Annotated in this window: 18 protein-coding genes; 5 read left to right on the top strand and 13 right to left on the bottom strand. The window is 57.0% G+C overall.

Annotation, left to right across the window (positions count from 1 at the left end):
* Positions 1-5 precede the first annotated feature (5 nt).
* Positions 6-1532, top strand: coding sequence for a class III adenylate cyclase (locus tag CGL_RS01625; protein ID WP_020948500.1), 1527 nt, complete (start codon positions 6-8; stop codon positions 1530-1532).
* A gap of 74 nt (positions 1533-1606) precedes the next feature.
* On the opposite strand, the gene CGL_RS01620 is transcribed toward CGL_RS01625, so the two are convergent.
* The 3 genes from CGL_RS01620 to CGL_RS01610 form a co-directional block, all read right to left on the bottom strand.
* Complete coding sequence (locus CGL_RS01620) at positions 1607-2305, bottom strand: lysoplasmalogenase (protein ID WP_231838283.1); 699 nt, start codon at positions 2303-2305, stop codon at positions 1607-1609.
* An 18-nt stretch (positions 2306-2323) separates the two neighbouring features.
* Positions 2324-5314, bottom strand: coding sequence for a type I DNA topoisomerase (gene topA, locus CGL_RS01615; RefSeq protein ID WP_011013552.1), 2991 nt, complete (start codon positions 5312-5314; stop codon positions 2324-2326).
* Between the two features lie 699 nt (positions 5315-6013).
* A complete protein-coding gene (locus CGL_RS01610) occupies positions 6014-6217 on the bottom strand; it encodes a cold-shock protein (RefSeq protein ID WP_011013551.1) in 204 nt (67 codons plus the stop codon).
* A gap of 316 nt (positions 6218-6533) precedes the next feature.
* Here CGL_RS01610 and CGL_RS01605 point away from each other — a divergent pair, with 316 nt between their 5' ends.
* Positions 6534-8891, top strand: a complete 2358-nt coding sequence (locus CGL_RS01605) for a DEAD/DEAH box helicase (RefSeq protein WP_011013550.1) — start codon at positions 6534-6536, stop codon at positions 8889-8891.
* On the opposite strand, the gene CGL_RS01600 is transcribed toward CGL_RS01605, so the two are convergent.
* The 7 genes from CGL_RS01600 to ssd are packed head-to-tail and all read right to left on the bottom strand — an operon-like array spanning position 8886 to position 13280.
* Positions 8886-9185, bottom strand: a complete 300-nt coding sequence (locus tag CGL_RS01600; protein WP_003855829.1) for an Rv3654c family TadE-like protein — start codon at positions 9183-9185, stop codon at positions 8886-8888. The two genes, CGL_RS01605 and CGL_RS01600, sit on opposite strands and share 6 nt — an antisense overlap.
* Positions 9186-9207: 22 nt before the next feature.
* Positions 9208-9528, bottom strand: a complete 321-nt coding sequence (locus CGL_RS01595; RefSeq protein ID WP_003863285.1) for a hypothetical protein — start codon at positions 9526-9528, stop codon at positions 9208-9210.
* 3 nt (positions 9529-9531) lie between these two features.
* The gene (locus CGL_RS01590; RefSeq protein ID WP_003855827.1) at positions 9532-9732 is read right to left on the bottom strand and encodes a DUF4244 domain-containing protein; all 201 of its coding nucleotides are present in this window, start codon (positions 9730-9732) and stop codon (positions 9532-9534) included.
* A 23-nt stretch (positions 9733-9755) separates the two neighbouring features.
* Positions 9756-10331 carry a type II secretion system F family protein gene (locus CGL_RS01585; RefSeq protein ID WP_011013549.1) on the bottom strand — a complete coding sequence of 192 codons (576 nt, stop codon included), beginning with the start codon at positions 10329-10331 and terminating at the stop codon, positions 9756-9758.
* A complete protein-coding gene (locus CGL_RS01580) occupies positions 10328-11104 on the bottom strand; it encodes a type II secretion system F family protein (protein WP_011013548.1) in 777 nt (258 codons plus the stop codon). Before CGL_RS01580 ends, CGL_RS01585 begins: the two co-directional genes overlap by 4 nt.
* On the bottom strand, positions 11089-12222 hold the full coding sequence (locus tag CGL_RS01575) for a TadA family conjugal transfer-associated ATPase (protein ID WP_011013547.1): 1134 nt from the start codon (positions 12220-12222) through the stop codon (positions 11089-11091). The genes CGL_RS01580 and CGL_RS01575 overlap by 16 nt, the downstream gene beginning before the upstream one ends.
* Positions 12219-13280 carry a septum site-determining protein Ssd gene (gene ssd, locus CGL_RS01570; protein ID WP_011013546.1) on the bottom strand — a complete coding sequence of 354 codons (1062 nt, stop codon included), beginning with the start codon at positions 13278-13280 and terminating at the stop codon, positions 12219-12221. Before ssd ends, CGL_RS01575 begins: the two co-directional genes overlap by 4 nt.
* Before the next feature lie 479 nt (positions 13281-13759).
* On the opposite strand from ssd, the gene CGL_RS01565 reads away from it, so the two are divergent.
* The 3 genes from CGL_RS01565 (at position 13760) to CGL_RS01555 (ending at position 16328) form a co-directional block, all read left to right on the top strand.
* Positions 13760-14602 (top strand): HAD family hydrolase, encoded by an 843-nt coding sequence (locus tag CGL_RS01565; protein ID WP_011013545.1) that lies wholly within the window; start codon positions 13760-13762, stop codon positions 14600-14602.
* 164 nt (positions 14603-14766) lie between these two features.
* Positions 14767-15318 (top strand): phage holin family protein, encoded by a 552-nt coding sequence (locus CGL_RS01560; protein WP_011013544.1) that lies wholly within the window; start codon positions 14767-14769, stop codon positions 15316-15318.
* A 14-nt stretch (positions 15319-15332) separates the two neighbouring features.
* Positions 15333-16328, top strand: a complete 996-nt coding sequence (locus CGL_RS01555) for an alpha/beta fold hydrolase (protein ID WP_011013543.1) — start codon at positions 15333-15335, stop codon at positions 16326-16328.
* Positions 16329-16895: 567 nt separating this feature from the next.
* Here the strand turns inward: CGL_RS01555 and CGL_RS01550 are convergent.
* From CGL_RS01550 to CGL_RS01540, 3 genes are all read right to left on the bottom strand, one after another.
* Positions 16896-18092: a MarP family serine protease gene (locus CGL_RS01550; RefSeq protein WP_011013542.1), complete on the bottom strand. Its 1197-nt coding sequence runs from the start codon at positions 18090-18092 to the stop codon at positions 16896-16898.
* Between the two features lie 90 nt (positions 18093-18182).
* Positions 18183-18926: an NUDIX hydrolase gene (locus CGL_RS01545; protein WP_011013541.1), complete on the bottom strand. Its 744-nt coding sequence runs from the start codon at positions 18924-18926 to the stop codon at positions 18183-18185.
* Entirely contained in the window at positions 18919-19479 is a 561-nt protein-coding gene (locus CGL_RS01540) for a TlpA family protein disulfide reductase (RefSeq protein ID WP_011013540.1), read from the bottom strand. Before CGL_RS01540 ends, CGL_RS01545 begins: the two co-directional genes overlap by 8 nt.
* Between the last annotated feature and the right edge of the window lie 2 nt (positions 19480-19481).

The raw sequence follows: 19481 nt of genomic DNA, 5'->3' as shown, positions 1-19481 counted from the left end.
TGAGCATGAGTCGATTGCTTAGAGCATTGAAATGGCTGTGGGGCACATCGTGGCCGCTGTATGCTGCGACGGTGCTCGGCACGAATGTGTTTGGTGCGCTCGCAGTAATGCTGTTTGTGCGCTTCCTCATTCCGCAGCCAGATGCTTCAAATTTCAACGCTGAGATCTCGTATCTGCCAGCTGTTGGTTTCGCATACCTGGCGTTCGCCATTGTCGCGGGCATGCTGGTGACATTTTTGATGTTCCGCCCGGTGCTTGATTGGCAGCGAAGCCCTGAAGATCATGACCGAAATATGGTGCGCAACTTGGTTATGCGCATCCCCATCTACCAGGCAATTCTGTGCGCAGTGGTGTGGTTAATCGGCATTGCAATTGCAACGTTGATTTCGGCCAGTGTGTCTACCAGTTTGGCGCTGGTCGTGGCGTTTTCCACGTTGATGGCTGCCGCAATCGTCGTGCTGCTCACCTACCTTGAGGCTGAGCGTTTGGTGCGTCCGGTTGCTGCGTCTGCCCTGGCGCGTCGATTTGAGGATTCCACGCTGGAACCACCTGTGAGCCAGCGCTTGCGTATGACGTGGTTGCTGACGTTGGGCATTCCAGTGATGGGAATTCTGCTGCTTATTTGGGGCTACTCGCAGGGCATTTTCGGCTCTGATGCCTCCGGAATTATGCCTGCCATCGCAGCGCTCGCGTTTGCATCGTTGGTCACGGGTTACCTGGGCAACCGGCTTGTGGTGTCCTCTGTGGTGGATCCGATTCGGGAACTTCAGGAGGCCATCAACAGGGTTCGTCGTGGTGAAAACGATGTGCAGGTTGATATTTATGATGGCTCTGAGATCGGTGTGCTTCAGGCTGGCTTCAATGAGATGATGCGTGGCCTGCGTGAACGTCAGCGCGTCCGTGACCTTTTCGGTCGCTACGTGGGCGCTGAAGTGGCCAAGCGTGCGCTGGAGGAACGCCCCACTCTGGGTGGCGAGGACCGTAAGGTTGCCGTGTTGTTTGTCGATGTCATCGGCTCCACTACCTTTGCCGTCAACCACACTCCTGAAGAGGTTGTGGAGGCGCTCAATGAGTTCTTCGAGCACGTCGTGGAGGTTGTGCACCGCAACAAGGGTGTTATCAACAAGTTCCAGGGTGACGCGGCGTTGGCGATTTTCGGCGCTCCCCTGCCCCTGTCTGATGCCACCGGTCATGCGCTTGCGGCTGCCCGTGAGCTCCGCGCAGAGCTGAAAGATCTCCAGCTCAAGGCCGGAATTGGTGTGGCTGCTGGCCATGTCGTTGCTGGTCATATCGGCGGTCACGCGAGGTTTGAGTACACTGTGATCGGCGACGCGGTGAACCAGGCTGCGCGCCTGACGGAGATCGCGAAAACGACCCCAGGCCGCACCGTCACCAACGCTTCCACGCTGCGTGAGGCCAACGAGGCGGAGCAGGCTCGCTGGACGCTCATGAAGTCCGTGGAGCTGCGCGGACGTAGCCAGATGACGCAGATTGCGCGGCCTATTCGGCCGACGTTGGCGGATAGGTCCTAATACGCTTTTCGACGCAAAAATCCCCCGTTTCACACTGTGAGACGGGGGATTTTTCTCTTGGCAACACCAATGAGCTAGTCCGAAAACAACCCATCTACTAGCAAAAGTTGAGCAATTGTATACGTTCCCATCACTGCTCCATCTGCGAATTGTGCAGCAACAGTGCCATCCTCAAGGAAGAGCTCACGGGCAAAAAGTACCGCATCAGAGATCAAGAATAAGTTGCCACCGTGGCCCATTCCAAAGCTCGCGAGGTTGGAAGAATCGTGAAGTTTAGAGTCATCGGCCAGCATGGAAGTGGTAGCTAACAGGCCTCCGTATCCAAGAACGATGGGGAGCATTTTGGGTTCACGGATAGCTGCAAAACCTGCGGCACCCAGGAGAGGAACTGCCCGGATTCCTGCACGCACCGCACTTGGCCTAGCTCCCCTGCGCAGCAACAATGCGATGTACGCGGCGTGATTGAAGGCAAAACCAGCCGCACCTTTAGGCAGTGAATCCGGCTTCATCAGCACTAGATCCCCTACCCAACCACTGGCAAGGCCAACTAACCCGAGACCCTTTTCTAAAGAACCACAGGAAGAACGCAGCACCCTACCTGCAAGAAGTGGCATGAGGGTGGGTTTGCTCAGAGTCTTTACTTTGGAAACCCCCATTAGGCTGGCGCACACATGTGCACCAGCCGCTGCCACGAAGGCGGCCCGCTCGGGTTCGGACCCTGATTTCGACACGGCTTTCACCAGCGCAGATGCACCTTGGCGTGTTTTGGTCACGAACCCGTTCAGCATGTTTTAGGACTTCTTCTTAGCGCCGGCCTTCACCACGTTTTTGGTGGTTTTCGGCGGAGCCTTCCTCACGGTTTTCTTAGCTGTTGTCTTTTTAGCCGTGGTCTTCTTGGCTGCAGTCTTTTTAGTGGACGTCTTCTTCGCAGGAGCTCCGCCATCTGCTGCTTCCTTGGCACGACGCTCGGAAAGTAACTCGTTGGCACGCGCATCGGTCAGGGACTCTGGAACATCGCCCTTGCGCAGTGACGCGTTGGTGGTGCCGTCGGTGACGTATGGGCCGAAACGTCCGTCCTTGACGGTCATTGGTTTGCCGGAAACGTCATTGTCGCCAAGTTGCTTCAGTGGTGGCTGAGCAGCGGCGCGTCCACGACGCTTTGGTTCGGCGTAGATGCGGCGAGCCTCATCCAAAGTGACGGTGAAGATCTGCTCTTCGCTGTTGAGGGAACGGGAGTCGCTACCCTTCTTCAGATAAGGGCCGTATCGTCCGTTTTGAGCGGTGATCACTTCGTTGTCGGAAGGATCGACACCTACTTCGCGTGGCAGGGACAGCAGCTTGAGGGCTTCTTCCAGGGTCACGGTTGCAGGTTCCATGCCGCTGAACAGGGATGCGGTCGCTGGCTTGAGGTTTTCCTCAACCAGCTGGTTGATGCGCTTTTCCTTCTGGTTTGCGGCAGTCTTGGTTTCCCAGTTCTTGGGTCGCATTCCATCGGTGGCACGTTGTTCGTCTTCAGCTTTTCGTTCCGCTGCAACGACTTCTTCTGCTTGGGCTTCGGCGCCAGCGCGCTCTGAGTCCGTGACCTGCTCGATCACGTATGGACCAAAGCGGCCTTCCTTAGCCACCACCATGCGACCGTTTGCTGGGTTAATGCCCAGTTCACGTCCACCTTGTGGGGTAGCGAAGAGCTTCTCAGCGACCTCGAGGGTCAGCTCATCAGGCGTGGTTTCCTCAGGTAGGTTGGCGCGCTGAAATTCTGGCTCGCCTTCCGCGGTGGTGCCCACGATGCGCTCGATGTACGGACCGTAGCGTCCGACTCGAACGTTCACGGCACGGCCTTCGGCGTCGTCGAAAAGCTTGAGTGAGTTTACTGAACGCGCGTCGATGTGCTCCAGGTTCGCGTCGACAAGCGCCTTCAAACCGCCCTGGCGGGCAACTGATTCAGCCATGGACTGATCCGCTTCGGCATCGCCGAAGTAGAAACCGTTGAGCCACTCCGTGCGGCCCTCGCGACCTGCGGCGATGTTGTCCAGCTCATCTTCCATGGAGGAGGTGAAATCGTAATCCACCAGCGAGGTGAAGTTGGCTTCAAGCAATCCGACCACGGCGAACGCGACCCAGGACGGCACCAGCGCATTGCCACGCGAATAAACGTAGCCTCGATCCTGAATCGTCTTAATGATCGATGCATAAGTGGAAGGACGGCCGATGCCCAGATCTTCCATCTTCTTCACCAGCGACGCCTCTGTGTAGCGCGCAGGTGGATTGGTGCTGTGACCATCGGCTTCGATGCTCAAAACCTTGAGCAGATCGCCCTCAGACAGCAGTGGCAGACGCTTTTCGGCGTTGTCAGCTACGTCGCGGCCATCGGCGGTGCGGGTGGTTTCCACGTAAGCGCGCAGGAAGCCAGGGAAAGTCAGCGTGCGGCCGGTCGCGTTGAACTCAGTCTTCTCGCCGGTCTTCGCGGTGCCACCGATGGTGACCTTCATGGACGTGCCCTTGGCATCGGCCATCTGGGAGGCCACAGTGCGCTGCCAAATCAGCTCATAGAGCTTAAATTCTTCCGCATCCAACTGGCCATGCAGCTGGCCCGGGGTCGCAAAAGTTTCACCAGCTGGGCGAATCGCCTCGTGGGCCTCCTGGGAGTTCTTCACCTTGCGGTCATAGGTACGTGGGCTCGGCGAAACATATTCCGCACCGTACAGCTCCAACGCCTGATCGCGCGCAGCCTTCATGCCCTGCTCCGACAACGAGGTCGAGTCAGTACGCATATAAGTGATATGGCCGTTTTCATACAAGCGCTGCGCAATACGCATCGTGCGCTCAGAAGTGTAATGCAGCTTGCGGCCAGACTCTTGCTGCAGCGTAGAGGTCATAAACGGCGCATAAGGGCGACGGGTGTACGGCTTTTCCTCGACCCCAACGACGGCCATTTCCTGGCCTTCCAAAGCCTCGGCTAACGCCTCAGCACGCTGCTTATCGACGACGACAGCCTCCGAGGTCAGCTCTCCCCGATCATTAAAATCACGGCCTTGAGCAACACGGTTTCCATCAATCGTGGACAAACGCGCAGTAAACGACGACGGGTTATCCGAATCCGCCTTGCCGTTTTCACGCGCATTAAACTCCGCCGACAGATCCCAATAATCCGCCGACACGAACGCCATGCGCTCGCGCTCCCGCTCAACAATCACACGGGTTGCCACCGACTGCACACGGCCCGCCGACAACCTCGGCATGACCTTTTTCCACAGCACAGGAGAGACTTCATAGCCGTACAAACGGTCCAGAATACGACGAGTTTCCTGCGCATCCACCAGGTTCTCATCCAGCTCACGAGTGTTTTCCGCCGCAGCCAAAATGGCAGGCTTCGTGATCTCATTGAACACCATGCGACGCACAGGAACAGTCGGCTTCAACACCTCAAGCAAATGCCACGCAATCGCCTCGCCCTCACGGTCGGGGTCTGTTGCCAGCAGCAACTCATCAACGAGCTTGAGCTTCGCCTTGAGGTCAGCGACCTTCTTCTTTTTATCGGGGCTCACCACATAAAGCGGCGCGAAACCGCGATCGGTGTCCACACCAAGACGAGCCCAAGGCTCCTTCTTGTACTTTGCAGGGATGTCAGCAGCGCCACGTGGCAGATCACGAATATGACCAACGGAGGCCTCGACGATGTAGTCGTTGCCAAGGTAAGGCTGAATCTTTTTAGCCTTGGTCGCCGACTCGACGATCACCAAGTACTTCTTTTTCGATCCTGTGGTGCCTGCGGTATCTGCCACGGGAATGCATCCCTCTCGTTAACTGCCTTGACCCCCTTCATGTTCCTTTTAGAACACTTCAGAAAGCCACTGTTCTTATTGCGTGTCTGTGCCCACTATGTCGAAAATTATCGAACATGTAAACGTTCACTCTTGGAAAGCATAACCACAAGTGAGTAGCTTTCACTGAATCCGGTGCTCTTCGCGGGGGAAGAACATACACTTCGTGTGCTGTCTTAAGTTGTTGTACACGACAGTTTTACACGACGCGTTTCCCTAACACGGTACACAGTATAAATGGGGTCTCCTGCACACCCTAGCCATATTCGGGTGATTTCCGCGCAGATTCCAACCCCAATTCACTCCAGGACGAAAATCCACTACCCCCGTAGCTCACTCCAGTTGCCGTTTTAAAGGCTTAGAAATCCCAGTTGGATATTTGTGCACACTTTCCCACCTCAAGCCCGCGTGGGAGGATGTGGGAGGGTTATTTCATTTTTGCACCGTGGCAAAAATTCAGATTCCCGCCAATCGCAGCACGAGTGTGAATTCGGCACCAAGATTTCTCCGATTTGGGCCCCATTTTCCCGAAATCTTGGTGCCCAAAGTACGCATGGAAGAACACGCCGACGAATAAAACGGCCCTTCTAGCCCCACCTGTTTTAGGTATTAAAAAAACCGGCAACTTACAAAAGTTACCGGTTTCGAACTCAGATGCAATTAGATTGCACGAACAGCCTGAGCCTGAAGGCCCTTAGCGCCCTCGCCGATTTCGAACTCGACGAGCTGGTTCTCCTCGAGGGTACGGAAGCCGTTGCCCTCGATCTCGGAGTAGTGGACGAAAACGTCAGCGGATCCGTCGGAAGGAGCGATGAAGCCGAAGCCCTTCTCTGGGTTGAACCACTTAACAGTGCCCTGTGCCATTTGTCTTACCTTTACTGATTGGAATTACTACCGGGTTCGATGTTCCACTCTTGCATGAGCTCGAACAGCAACATCTGGCCGTTTCTTGAACGAACGCCGACGGTATGAATGCCGAACGCTCACGTCTATCCTTGCGAGCGTTGAACACTGCGCACTGAAACTGCGACCTGGGAACAAGTCTTTCACGTTTAAAGCCCAAGCGATAGTCTATTAGGATTAGTTTTACGTTTTGGCAGGTCAGTCCCATTTATACAGCCCAGCGAAAGGGGGTAAATTCTTGACTACCCCCGATTTTGAGAGTGAAAAGACTCAAGCTATGAGGCCCAGCTTTGGTGAAGAGCTGGCCGCAATCGTTTCCAAACGTTACTCCGAATCGACGCTCACTCATATGGTGACGTTGCCCGCATCGAAAGCTAAATACGTCGATTGGCCGAGTTGGGTACCTGCTAGCCTGCGCGATGCGTTGGTGAATCGTGGTATCAATAAGCTCTTTTCCCACCAGGAGCAGACCGCACATCTGGCGTGGAATGGCCAGCATGTGGTGGTTGCCACCGGTACATCTTCGGGAAAATCTTTGGGTTATCAGCTGCCCATTTTGTCAGCGCTCGGCACGGATCCTACCGCCTGTGCGTTGTATCTAACTCCCACCAAGGCTTTGGGATCTGATCAGCTAACCTCCACGTCCACGTTGCTGCGCGACATTCCGGATTTCCACCCGATTAATCCGGCGCCCTACGATGGCGATACCCCCTCCGAGGCGCGGTCCGGCATCCGCGATTTGAGTCGTTTTGTGTTCACCAATCCGGATATGGTGCATGCGTCGATGCTGGCGAATCATCCCCGCTGGGCCAGGTTGTTGCGCCATTTGAAGTTCATCGTGATTGATGAATGCCATGCCTACCGTGGTGTGTTTGGCGCGAACGTGTCGATGGTGCTTCGTCGTCTACTGCGCATCGCCGCGTTTTATGGATCCCACCCGACGGTCATTTTGGCGTCCGCGACCAGCTCCGATCCGGAAATTCATGCTTCCAGATTGTTGGGCGCGCCGGTTAAAGCAGTGACGGAAGATGGCGCCCCGACGGGTGAACGCACCGTTTTGCTGTGGGAGCCCGGTTTCATCGAAGGCGCCGAGGGCGAGAACGGCGCGCCGGTGCGTCGCGCAGCCAGCACCGAAGCAGCAAACATTATGGCCACGCTCATTTCCGAGGGTGCACGCACGTTGACGTTCGTCCGTTCACGTCGACAAGCAGAAATCGTTGCCCTGCGCGCGCAGGAAGAGCTCAGCACGCTGGGCCGCCCCGATTTCGCCCGGCGCGTCGCGTCCTACCGGGCGGGGTACTTGGCGGAGGACCGCCGTAGGTTGGAGAGATTGCTTGACGACGGCACCCTCCTCGGTGTTGCTTCCACCAATGCGCTTGAACTGGGCATTGATGTCGGTGGACTGGATGCTGTGGTCACGGCTGGTTTTCCAGGAACTGTGGCGTCGTTTTGGCAGCAGGCGGGGCGAGCTGGTCGGCGTGGGCAGGGTTCGTTGGTGGTGCTTGTTGCTCGTGATGAGCCGATGGATACGTATTTGGTGCATCATCCGGCAGCCCTGTTGGAGAAGCCGGTTGAGGCTGCGGTGTTTGATCCGACGAATCCGCATGTTATTCGGGGTCATGTTTATTGCGCTGCGGTGGAAAAGCCTCTGACAGAGGCGGAGGTCGCGGCGTTTGGTGCCCAAAAGGTGGTGGAGAAGCTCGAGATTGAAGGGCTGTTGCGCAAGCGTCCGCGTGGCTGGTTTGCGGTGGAAAAGCCCATGTCAGAGGATCCGGATGAGCTGAGTCCTGATTCGGCACACCAGCAGGTGAGTTTGCGTGGTGGGTCTGGTTCGGAGTTCATGATTGTTGATATCACTGACGGCCGGTTGTTAGGCACCATCGATTCCGCGAAGGCGATGTCGCAGACTCATCCCGGCGCGGTGTATCTCCACCAGGGTGAATCCTTTGTCATTGATGAGTTGGATTTGGAGGAGAATCTGGCACTGGCCAGGCCTGAGCTGCCTGATTACACCACCTATGCCAGAAGTGACACGGACATCAGGATTACCTCTGCCCCGTTGGAGGACGAGGTTTTTGATGCTGGTGGTGGTTTGTGGGTCGCCAACGTAGAGGTGCAGGTCACCGACCGTGTGACTGGCTATGTCACCCGCCTTAGTGATGGCACCACGTTGGATGCGACTCCGTTGTATCTTCCTCCTCAAATTCTTCAGACTCGTGCGGTGGCGTACACGATTGATCCGTTGGCGTTGGAAGCGATGGGCATTCCCGCCGCTGATATTCCCGGTGCTCTTCACGCAGCGGAGCATGCGGCGATTGGTATGTTGCCGCTGCTTGCGACGTGTGATCGTTGGGATATCGGCGGCGTATCCACGGCACTTCATGCGGATACGGGCTACCCCACTGTGTTTGTCTATGACGGTATGGACGGCGGAGCTGGTTTTGCGGATACTGGTTTTCGACGTTTCGCCCAGTGGATTGAGGCCACATTTGAGGTCGTCCGCAGCTGTAGCTGTGAATCTGGGTGCCCGAGCTGTGTGCAGTCCCCGAAATGCGGCAATGGAAACAATCCGTTGGATAAGGCAGGTGCCATCAAGTTACTGGGTGCGATGGTGACCTTGTTGGGAACCTCATAAAGGTCCTGCTTTTGCGTGGGCTTCTTGTCCACGAACGGTGACGGTGAGCGTGAGATCCTCCCCTTCTGTTGCGCAGTTTTCTAGTTGTGCGTTGTTTGCTTCGGCTGTGTGTTTCGCGGTGGCGCAGGCAGCGTCGGGTAGTTCCCCGCGGGCAAAGGCGTAGGCTCCGGCAACAGCTGAAACATCGGCCGCTACCTGTGCTTGTTCCCTGGCCACGAGGTTTCCCGCCTGCCAGGCCAGCACCACCAGCAGGCTAATGAGGATGGAGGCGACACCAGCGCTGGCGATGGTCATGTAGCCTTCGTCATTTGCACAGCTAGTTTTCCACCGGGAACACCGCACTCGCGCTCACCTGCCCAATCGGTGCCGGGATAGTGGCTGTTGCGGTGAGCATTCCCCCTGCTTCATGCATATCGACGTGTCCTCGTGCCGGTTCGAAGCTCTCCCCAATGGCATGCGCCCTGGCAGCAGCGCCGGCAGCATCAACAGCTGCAAGATACGCCGCCAAGGTGGCCATTGCTGCAATGATCAACCCGCACACGATCACCAGCGATGACAATGCGAGAGCTGCTTCGATACTGACAGAGCCATCGTCGCTGCACAGTTCCGGTGGTTCACGCTGCTGTTTTGTTCTCATCGGTTACGGTCGTGCGCTCAAGGCATCGCTGATAATTGATTCGAACGCCGAGGACACGGCGTCGCTGTTGACCACCATGTATAAAACAGCGGCCAAAGCTGCGGCAGCTAAAGTTCCCAAGGCGTATTCAACGGTGGTGAGGCCATCGTCTTGAGCAAGAATGGCGCGAGTGCGAAGTCGAAGTAGTTCGAGATTGTTGGACATGATTTTTCTCCTGTGTGTGTTTTCTAGAAATTGATAAGTTGCGTACCCAAGCTGAGCACCACTGGTGCAAGCCCGACAATCATGAATGCGGGGAGGAAACACAGAGCAAGTGGCAGGGCGATGAACACTCCTGCGCGTTCTGCTGCGGCGGTGCGCTTGTCACCAGCAGAGGCCAACAACGAGGTGGAAATGTTCCTGCACCCATCACTTAATGCACTGCCCGACCTGTGCGACACGGTGGCTAAATTGGCTAGTTCATCCAGCCCATCAACTCCTGCCATCAGGGCGAATGCTTGAGGGGCACTCACTCCAATCGATAGCAATGCCACCACATGTGTCCACAGTTCGCGGTGCGTAATGGCTGCAACATGAGCCACCACCTGCGCTGCATCACGTGTGTTTAAACCCGCATCCAAACACGCTGAAAACAGTTCGATATCTGCAGAGACATCCACTGGGTCAGCGTTGCCCAGCTTTTTTGGGCCAGCTCGGATACGCAGGCTTTTACCGGATTTGGGGCTTATCAATCCACCGCGAACTCCAGGGTTGGGTGAACCGAGGAACATGGCCACTGCTGCAAGAACTAGTGCTGTAATCATGAGGGGCTCGCGCTCTGGAGAATTTTGTGGGTGAGCACAAACCCTGCAGCATCGAGGCCCACACCGATGACAAGCAGGAACCCACCGATCCCACCACCGGTGAGTAGCCCAAGGGGGTTTGCTCCCATGGCTGTGCCCATGAGCATTCCTGCTAGTGGCAACACGGTAAGGATCACTGCGGTTGCTTGCGGTCCTTGGAGTGCAGCTCGGGTGGATTCGCCGTGGCGTTGCTTCGATGAAATCCGGGACCTCATTTGATCAATGAGGGCGACCAGCGGGATGCCGTGTCGTTCTGATGTTTCCCACAAATGGCCGAGGCGTTGAAGATCGGGGAGGGAGGCGTCGATAAGCACTCGCGGCCCGCTGCCGCCCGAGCGCGCCTGCCTGGCTGCGGTCTGCAACGTGGGGCTTAAGAATTTGTCCGGCGTGGTGTTGTCGAGCGCGTAGTCCATGGCGTCGACCATGGTGACCCCGGCGCGTAAATTGCCTGCGCAGAGGCTTAAGAAGCTGGCTAATTGGAGGGATTGTTTGGTGCGTTGGGCTGCGGCGTGTGTCTGGCGGAGATACCAGAATAGAGTTGTGGCGATGATGATGCCGGCGATCATCGTGTAGGCGTCAACGACGATAAATAGCACTGTGGCCAGGCAAAATAGTGCAATTAGGGCGAATAGATGGACGCCATTCCCAGGTGTTGGTGGCCTGGTACGCGCGCCGGGGCCCCTTGAACCAGAGATCAACACCGCCACGCTAAGAAGGCCTAGGGCATAAACCATGCCTCTTCGCTCCCTTCGTGCATGCCGTGGTCCAAATCCCACACCACCTGCGTGGTCACAGGATTTCCGCGGAGCACCCCGAGTTGAGCTAGCCTGCGGCCAAAAGGGGTGTGTTTCATGACCAGCACAATGTCCACTGCGGCCGCGAGTTGAGAATGCAATGCCATGCGGTCCAATCCGCCGGTCGCCGCAAGAGCTTCCATGCGCGCGGGAACTTCAGAGATGGAGTTCGCGTGAATGGTGCCAGCACCGCCGTCGTGTCCGGTATTCATCGCAGCCAAAAGATCCACGACTTCCGCACCGCGAATCTCTCCGACGACAATCCGGTCAGGCCTCATGCGCAGCGATTGTTTCAACAAATCCGCCATGCTCACGGCGCCGGCGCCCTCGACGTTTGCTTGGCGAGACACCAAGTTGATGGTGCTTGGATGGCCGGGATGAAGCTCTGCGGTGTCCTCGATGCAGATGATTCGTTGATCAGCGGGAACTTCGGTGAGCATCGCGGACAGCAATGTGGTTTTCCCTGTGCCGGTGCCACCGACAACAAGGAACGAGCGCCGTTGATTGATGATGTTCCGGAGCGCAGGCGCGATGTCCTCAGGCACCGTGCCGCTTTGGATAAGATCATCAAGGCTCAGCCGTGCTTGACGCAGTACTCGCACACTGATGCACGTGCCGGATTCCGCCAAGGGTGCCAACACCGCGTGAATGCGCAACACGCTGCCGTCGTCCCTGGTGATTCGGCCATCAGCGAAAGGCTGCGCATCATCTAAGCGTCTGCCACAGGTCAACGCCAACCGGGTGGCAAGGCGACGCACCGCCTCCTCTGAGCCCAGATCCATGTCGACTTTCTCCACGCCCTGACCGCGATCAATCCACACGCTGTCATGGGCATTAACCAACACATCCGTCACGCCAGGAAGCGCAAGCAGAGATTCCAACGGTCCCACGCCCACAGAATCACTGCGCAGTCGACGCAACACCATCACGATGTCCTCGTTACTGATCACGCCTGCTTGTTCCCGAATCAGGCTCGCTATTTCCGCAGAGGTCGGCGGTGTCTCTTTGGTGGCGATAATCCTTTGGACGTTTTCCACCACCAGATCAATGTCAGTCATGCCGCCACCTCCCCGAGGACCGCGTCGCATGCTGAGCTTAAAACCCTCGGCAAAGAACCGGTCAGCCCATGCATCTCCACGGACTTAGCCAGCCGCTGGATCGAGCCAACCTCCGCGGTAATATCCGCACCTAAAATCTCTTCCACTTCTGCAACATCCAAACCTGACCACCCGCGATGCCTCAACACGCACGTGATGGATACATGCAATTGTTGTAATTCCAGACACCGAGCCCTGGCAGCAGCCACCGCTCGGACCTCTGCAGGGATGACTAACACCAGGTGGGATAAGCGCTCCGCAATATCTGGATGCACTCTCGCATGAGGCAGATCCACCACCACATCCACCGACCTATCGGCGCTTAAGAAACAATCAATCGCCGCCGAAACATCAGACTCGGATAATGCAAAAGGATCCAGAATATTAGACCGCGCCGTAGACAACACCACGACCTCATCAGGAGTGCTCGGCAGCGCTTTCAACACATCAGCAGCCTGGACAGTTCCGCGACGCAACCCCACATCAGGCCACCGCGCGCCGGGCACATCTTCGATTCCTAGCAACAGGTCGATGCCGCCAGAGGAAGGGTCGGCGTCGATAAGCACAGTGGTGACTGACTCCGCACGCCGCTTTGCGAGCGCCGCAGCAAACGTGCTCGCGCCTGTTCCTCCCACCACCCCGGCAACACCGATGACATGGCCCGAAGCCACCGGCAGTTGTTTGTCATCTCTGCCTAAAGCGCTGAGCAACTCCCCTGCCTGAGCGGGAAGCAACATGGCTTGCTCAGCGTGGATTTTCATCGCCGTTTTCCAATCAGAGGGCCCTGGATCAGAATCGAGAAGAAACACCCTGTCGCGGCGTTTCCCAGGTGATAATTGAGAGGCCATCGACGCATCAATGAGCACTGCCGATGTGCGGTGAAAATGCCTGGAGATGTCCATCAAATTTGTTGTTTCAATAACCGGCCGACCAGTGGCTGCAGCTACGTGCATGGCCTCTGGGTGCAGGACCGGATCTTCCACTGCGATGAGAATTGCTTGGTGTGTGATGGTGTTCATGGCACCTACTGTGGCCTGAGGCTTACGTGCTTTCAACGACCCCCTCTGCGGCCTGTGGATAACTCACCTCTCAACCGCCCGCGATACGCTCACCTGTGAATAATTTTCACTTTCGAATGCAGAGGCACAGAAAATCTGCTAAGGGCACTAGTTTAGAAAATAAGGGACGGCCCGCGCCTCGGGGGGGGTGTGCGCGGGCCGTCAGTAACCCGGCAACGGGGGGGGATTGTGCCGGGGCAGGCCACACTGTATATCGGGGCCTTGCACCTGAAATTATGGCATATCAAACGCCACAAGACAACATCAAACCCGATTATTTATTCGAATAACACGAATACTTAACAGTGTGGCAAATGACACTTCCCGCACGCCTTCTACATTCCCAATGCGCAACCCCAGCACGTCACTTCAATCTCATTGGTAACTTTAGTTTCTTTCTCAGTCTTGGAAAGTTGCCAAAAAGCGCTAAACTATGCGGTGTGAAGCACCCAGATCCCGCCCAAAAAGTAGAGGGCACCACTGCGACCACCCCCACAAAGGTGGCTGCTTTTTTCGATCTGGACAAGACCATCATCGCCATGAGTTCCACCTACGCCTACGGCCGTGAGTTCATGAACAGCGGGCTCATCTCCCCTGTCGAAGCCCTGCAATTAAGCCTCGCGCAAGCAACGTACATGTTCGCCGGCCACACCAGTGAACAAATGGACAACACCCGCGACCAACTCACCGCCATGATCCGCGGCTGGGAAGTCCAACAGGTGCGCTCGATCGCGGAGGAAACCATGCATTCGGTGGTCACTCCCACCATCTACGCAGAGGCCCGCGAACTGATCGAGCACCACCAGGAGCTCGGCCACGATGTCATCATCATTTCCGCCTCTGTGAAAGAACTGGTGGAACCCATCGCCCGCGAACTGGGTGTACATAAAACTGTCACCACCGTGCTTGAAGCCCACGACGGTATGTACACCGGTGAAGTGCTGTTTTACTGCAAAGGCGACGCTAAAGCGCAGTCCATCCTGGATCTCGCCGAGGCGAACAATTACGACCTTTCCTTAAGCTTCGCCTACTCCGATTCCTTCACGGACCTGCCCATGTTGGAAGCTGTCGGCAACCCGGCCGCCGTCAACCCCGACCGCGCGCTGAAGAAAATCGCCCTTGAACAGGGGTGGAAAATCTTAAGCTTCAAAAACCCTGAACCGCTGTTCCAAATGCCCAGCACCCGCGACGTCGGCATCGGAACCGGAGTTGTTGCCGGCATCGCAGCTGTTACAGCAGGTAGTATCTGGTGGATGAAACGCGCACGGCGCGGATCGGCCTGAGCCTCACCTGACAGCAGTTAGTGGCATGGTGGGTGGGGGCGTCGACAAGCATCGTTTAATATGTATATCGAATGTCCAGTCACGCTAAACTTCACCCAAGATGAGATTTCGTGGCACGATTGGGAATAACGAACGCTAATTTTAAACACTGGAGGAGCTTCCACGTGAGCAACAAAGACGGCCTTTTTACTGACGGTAACAGCACGTTTGCACCTAAGGTGGATTCAATTCCCCTCAGCGATGTGGATACCAGCGTTAGCGGTGAAGCCTCCATCGGCACGCTGATCTCCAACGCAACCTCCCAAATGTCCAGCCTTTTCCGCGCAGAAGTTGAGCTGGCGAAGACTGAACTCGCAGGCGAAGCCAAGAAAGCTGCCATCGGCGGCGGCGCATTCAGCGTTGCTGGCGTAATCGCACTGTACAGCTCCTTCTTCTTTTTCTTCTTCGTCGCAGCACTGCTGAGCGAGTGGATTAAGCCTTGGGCAGCATTCCTCATCGTGTTCCTCTTCATGCTGGTCATCGCCGCAGCTCTCGCACTGTTCGGCTGGCGCAAGGTGAAGAAGATGGGCGCTCCGAAGAACACCATCCAATCGGTCAACCAACTGAAGAACCTGGTCCCAGGTCAGGCATCCGAGAAGCTGGAGAAGGCCAACAAGCGTGGCCTCTACACCTCCGCGTCCTTCCACAGCCCCGGCGCCATCACTGGCGACCACTAAAAAAGGAGACTTCGATGGCCTTTTTTAGCTTTTCGACGTCTCCCCTCACCCGCCTCATCCCCGGCAGCCGCTCCAAAGCCACAGGCGCCAAACGGCGCCTGAGCAGCACAATCGCGTCGATTGAACGCTCCCCCGGCATCATTGCCCTAGACGGACCGTTCACCCACGATCACGTCTCCGTACGTGGCATTCGCCTCCATTTAGCAGAGGCAGGCTCCCCCACCAAACCCCTGGTTCTTCTGATCCACGGGGCTTTCGGCGGTTGGTACGACTACCGCGAAGTCATCGGCCCACTCGCAGATGCCGGCTTCCACGTCGCCGCCATCGATCTACGCGGCTACGGCATGTCCGACAAACCCCCAACAGGCTACGACCTCCGCCACGCAGCCGGAGAACTCAGCAGCGTTATCGCAGCTCTCGGCCACGATGACGCACTTCTTGTCGGCTCCGACACCGGCGCCAGCATCGCCTGGGCTATCGCTTCCATGTACCCCGAACGGGTCCGCGGCCTAATTTCCCTCGGCGCGATCCACCCCCTTGACATGCGACGCGCCATCCGACGAAAACCCCACCTACACGTCTCTGACCTCAGCCGACTTGCTCCTTTTCGGTTGCCCTCATTCCTGCATAACCTCTTCCACTTCGGAATCACCAGCGAAGCTCGACGTGAGATCGTCAACAACACGTCCTCGTCCTACCAGCGCAGCAACGCATTCACAGAGACAGTGCTCCTCCGCAAAAAAGCACTATCGATCGACCACACCATCACCCCGATCATCCGCACCAACCGCTACCTCGTTGGGTCGATCCCCAGCAAAACAGTCTCCGCACCGGTGTGGCTGCTCAGAACCAACACTCGACGCTGGGAACATCTAGCCAATACTGCGCGCACTCGAACGACAGGGCCATTCACCACCATCGCGATCCCCGGCGGCTACGAACTCCCCTACCTCGAGAACCCTTCCGAATTTGCAGCAACCATCGCAGAGTTCGCGCGCACCACGTTTTAAGCACTGTGGCTGAGGCGCTGCTGCTCATTTGGCGTCAGAAGGTCGCATGATTTTGGCGTGAATTAGTGGTTTTTCCCTGGTTTTACCCCGGCGCATTGACCGGACCAGACAGGCGTGACAAGAATCAAGATTTTCGCCAGGTTTTGTCACGTGTGTCTGGTTTGAGCGACTCGAAACCAAACAGGCGTGCCAAAACTTAGATGTTTTAGCAATTTTTGTCACGTGTGTCTGGTTTCATCTAGTTCGACCGCAAACCTCACGGATTTCCCCCTAGTCACTCAAAAACCAAAACTCCCTATATGCCCCTCTAAGCGCTTGGGATTCCCCGACCCATACCAATAGACACCTCTCCTATTCCAGGCCCTTAAAACGCCACACAGGATTGGTCGTATCTATCTCGGATTGGGCGATTCACTGCCAAGACCAAACCACACTGCCCACGCAACGGAAAAACCGCAATCGTGGGCATCTGTGACCGGTTCCGAGCCCCCAAAACCAAACCACACTGCCCACGCAACGGAAAAACCGCAATCGTGGGCATCCCTGTCTGGTCCTAGCTCCCGACGACTAAGAAACCGCGCACTGCATCGTATCGACAGGCTGAGTCAGCGCGGTGATGTCGCCGATCCGCTCCTGTACCTCTTCGGCAGTGAGAACGTAACCGGTATCGGAGCCGTCGATCGCTGCGCCGAAGACAACACCAACCACTTCACCCATTTCGTTGGTCATTGGGCCGCCGGAGTTTCCAGATTGGATGGATCCGCGGACTGAATAGGCTTCGCGTTCGTGCTGGCCGTTGGCGTAAATGTTGCTGCCGGTGATCATGATGCGTTCGCGGACCCTGGCTGGGGAGGCGTTGAAAGGTCCGGACTGTGGGAATCCCATGACGATTGCTTCATCGCCAGTGTCTAGCGGAGTGGATGCCCACGGCAGTGGATCCAAGCCGAGGTCAGGGCTGTAAAGGACTGCGATGTCCAGGTTCGGGTCGTAGAACACTACCTCTGCGGAGCGGGTTCCGATCATGGTATCCAGGCTGACGGTGGAGGTACCTGCAACAACGTGGGCGTTGGTCACAACGTAGTCGGGGGATGCCACAAAGCCAGAACCCATGAGTCGGCGGCTGCATTCTTGGGCGTCACCCATCACGTGGATGACGGACGGGCGCATTGCTTCGACTAGGTCAACGTTGGTGACGTTGATTTCGGGGGCGTCCACTTCCACCGAGGATCCGCCGGTGAAGGGGGAAATCAGTGGTGGGAGGCCGGATTCGCTGAGCATCGCAGCGATTTTGGAGGGCAGGGTATCTAGGCCTTGCGGGGTGTATTTGTCTACAAAGCCCAGGATGCGGGAGTCTCTAATTCCGCTGGCGACAGTTCCGGGGAGGCCTGTGGCCAGGGGAATTGCGACGAGCCACACCACGATCAAGGTGGCCAATACTTGGAAAATGGCGCCGAGCCCAGAATCTAAGGTCCTGGAACTTCGGAATTTGATGTTGTCTCTAATCGCAGCACCCAAGTGGGCGCCGATGAGATTTCCCAAACCAACCAGCAGCACCACGGTGCCGATCGCCAGGAGGAAGCGAAGCGCGGTGGAATCGGTGAGACCCATGACAAATGGAGCTGCTGCTGCGCCAACTACCAGGCCAGAAACGACGCCGACGGTGGACAGCAGCGAGGTGAAGGCGCCTTGACGCCAACCACCCCACAGGGCGAATGCCATAACGAGGACGATGACGGCATCGACGACCAGGCTGGGGCTCAACAATGGTTTGGTGTTCTACGCTTTCGAAAATCGATAATATTAACTGCCAAATTTTTAGATCGCTTCGATTTTAGGCCACCGGAGCCCGTCAGCCTAACGCATACGCTCATTGTTGCGAGATGTTGACAATGTATTTTCCAGGTCGAAGATGCGGTCGGTGTCCCATTCGGTGGCCCAGCCGGCGGTGTCGAGGATCGCGGAGAGTAGTCCGCCGGTGAATCCCCAGATGATGTAGTCGTTGATTCGAAACGCTGGTCCGTGCCATTCGCGCCAGCCGACCATGAGGCGGTTTTTGGGGTCGATGAGGTCGTAGAGTGGGGCGTCGAAAACTTCGTCGGTTTCGTGTGGGCTGGCCACGGCGACGGGTGATGGGGTGTGCCAGTGTCCAAGGATTGGGTAGACGGGGTATCCGGTGGCACGGATGTGCACCTCGTTGAGCTGGGCTAATGGGGTTGCGGTGCGGCGATCCAGCCCGGTTTCTTCCCAGGCCTCGCGGAAGGCGCAGTCCACGGCGTTAGTATCGGTGGGGTCGATTCGGCCACCGGGAAAGGCAATCTGACCTGCATGGGAACGCATCGTCGGGGTGCGGTGCGTCAGCAGCACGGAGGCGTCATTGGGCAGGTCAAAGGAGGTTTCCGAGCCAGAAAATAGCATGAGCACGGCAGCGCGCTTTTCGGAGTCTGTGTCGCCGAGCGTTTCCGCACCGTCCAGCGGGTTGGCCATGCGGCCGGTGTGGATGCGGTCTAAGAGTCGGTGCATCCACACGGGTGCCTTTGCGGGGGTGAGCTCTGTGTTTTGACCTGGGAAATCATGCGGTAAATCAGGGTAGTTACGCATTCTGCAGCGCCCCTGCCACAGCGGTTTCGAGGTCATCGATGGTTTCGAAAGGCTGCGGGAAGGTGTCCACTACATTGCCGTCTGGAGAAACCACGATGGTGATCGGCACGACGCCCGGCAGCCCAAGGGTGCCTGCGAACAGGTTGGAATCGTCTTGGTAGCTTGCAAGATTCACGCCCAGATCCTCAAGGAGTGCGGCGCCGTTGGCTGCGTTTTGGTCTGCATGCACGCCAATGACGTTGAGTTCGGGGTGGGTGGTGGCGAATTCATCAAAAATCGGCAGCTCCGCGCGGCACGGTTCGCACCACCACGCCCACAGATTCACCACGGTGGCCAGCTCGTTGCCGACGCCGTTGGCGCCGCCCAAGCAGGGCAGATCCACACCCGCCGCGCCAGAGGCCACGCAGTCAGGACGCGTCGTAATTTTGCTTGTCGACGTCTCCCCCTGCGCTTCCTCTGCGCTTTCTCCACCCACAAGCTGCGGGATTAACGCAACGATCACAGCCAGGATGGCGACAACTCCAACGATGGACCACTTTGCACTGCTTGTCATTT

The sequence above is a fragment of the Corynebacterium glutamicum ATCC 13032 genome (genome assembly GCF_000011325.1).
In the GTDB taxonomy this organism is placed as follows: domain Bacteria; phylum Actinomycetota; class Actinomycetes; order Mycobacteriales; family Mycobacteriaceae; genus Corynebacterium; species Corynebacterium glutamicum.
The sequence above is the reverse complement of the archived record's forward strand: the minus strand, read 5'-3'. Positions and strand labels throughout refer to the sequence as shown.

Coding starts and splice junctions, on each gene's coding strand:
- CGL_RS01545 (WP_011013541.1), bottom strand. CDS start 18,926: ATGCGTAACTACCCTGATTTACCGCATGATTTCCCAGGTCAAAACACA.
- ssd (WP_011013546.1), bottom strand. CDS start 13,280: ATGAACACCATCACACACCAAGCAATTCTCATCGCAGTGGAAGATCCG.
- CGL_RS01590 (WP_003855827.1), bottom strand. CDS start 9,732: ATGTCCAACAATCTCGAACTACTTCGACTTCGCACTCGCGCCATTCTT.
- CGL_RS01555 (WP_011013543.1), top strand. CDS start 15,333: ATGGCCTTTTTTAGCTTTTCGACGTCTCCCCTCACCCGCCTCATCCCC.
- CGL_RS01600 (WP_003855829.1), bottom strand. CDS start 9,185: ATGACCATCGCCAGCGCTGGTGTCGCCTCCATCCTCATTAGCCTGCTG.
- CGL_RS01625 (WP_020948500.1), top strand. CDS start 6: ATGAGTCGATTGCTTAGAGCATTGAAATGGCTGTGGGGCACATCGTGG.
- CGL_RS01605 (WP_011013550.1), top strand. CDS start 6,534: ATGAGGCCCAGCTTTGGTGAAGAGCTGGCCGCAATCGTTTCCAAACGT.
- CGL_RS01575 (WP_011013547.1), bottom strand. CDS start 12,222: ATGACTGACATTGATCTGGTGGTGGAAAACGTCCAAAGGATTATCGCC.
- CGL_RS01580 (WP_011013548.1), bottom strand. CDS start 11,104: ATGGTTTATGCCCTAGGCCTTCTTAGCGTGGCGGTGTTGATCTCTGGT.
- CGL_RS01540 (WP_011013540.1), bottom strand. CDS start 19,479: ATGACAAGCAGTGCAAAGTGGTCCATCGTTGGAGTTGTCGCCATCCTG.
- CGL_RS01610 (WP_011013551.1), bottom strand. CDS start 6,217: ATGGCACAGGGCACTGTTAAGTGGTTCAACCCAGAGAAGGGCTTCGGC.
- CGL_RS01595 (WP_003863285.1), bottom strand. CDS start 9,528: ATGAGAACAAAACAGCAGCGTGAACCACCGGAACTGTGCAGCGACGAT.
- CGL_RS01585 (WP_011013549.1), bottom strand. CDS start 10,331: ATGATTACAGCACTAGTTCTTGCAGCAGTGGCCATGTTCCTCGGTTCA.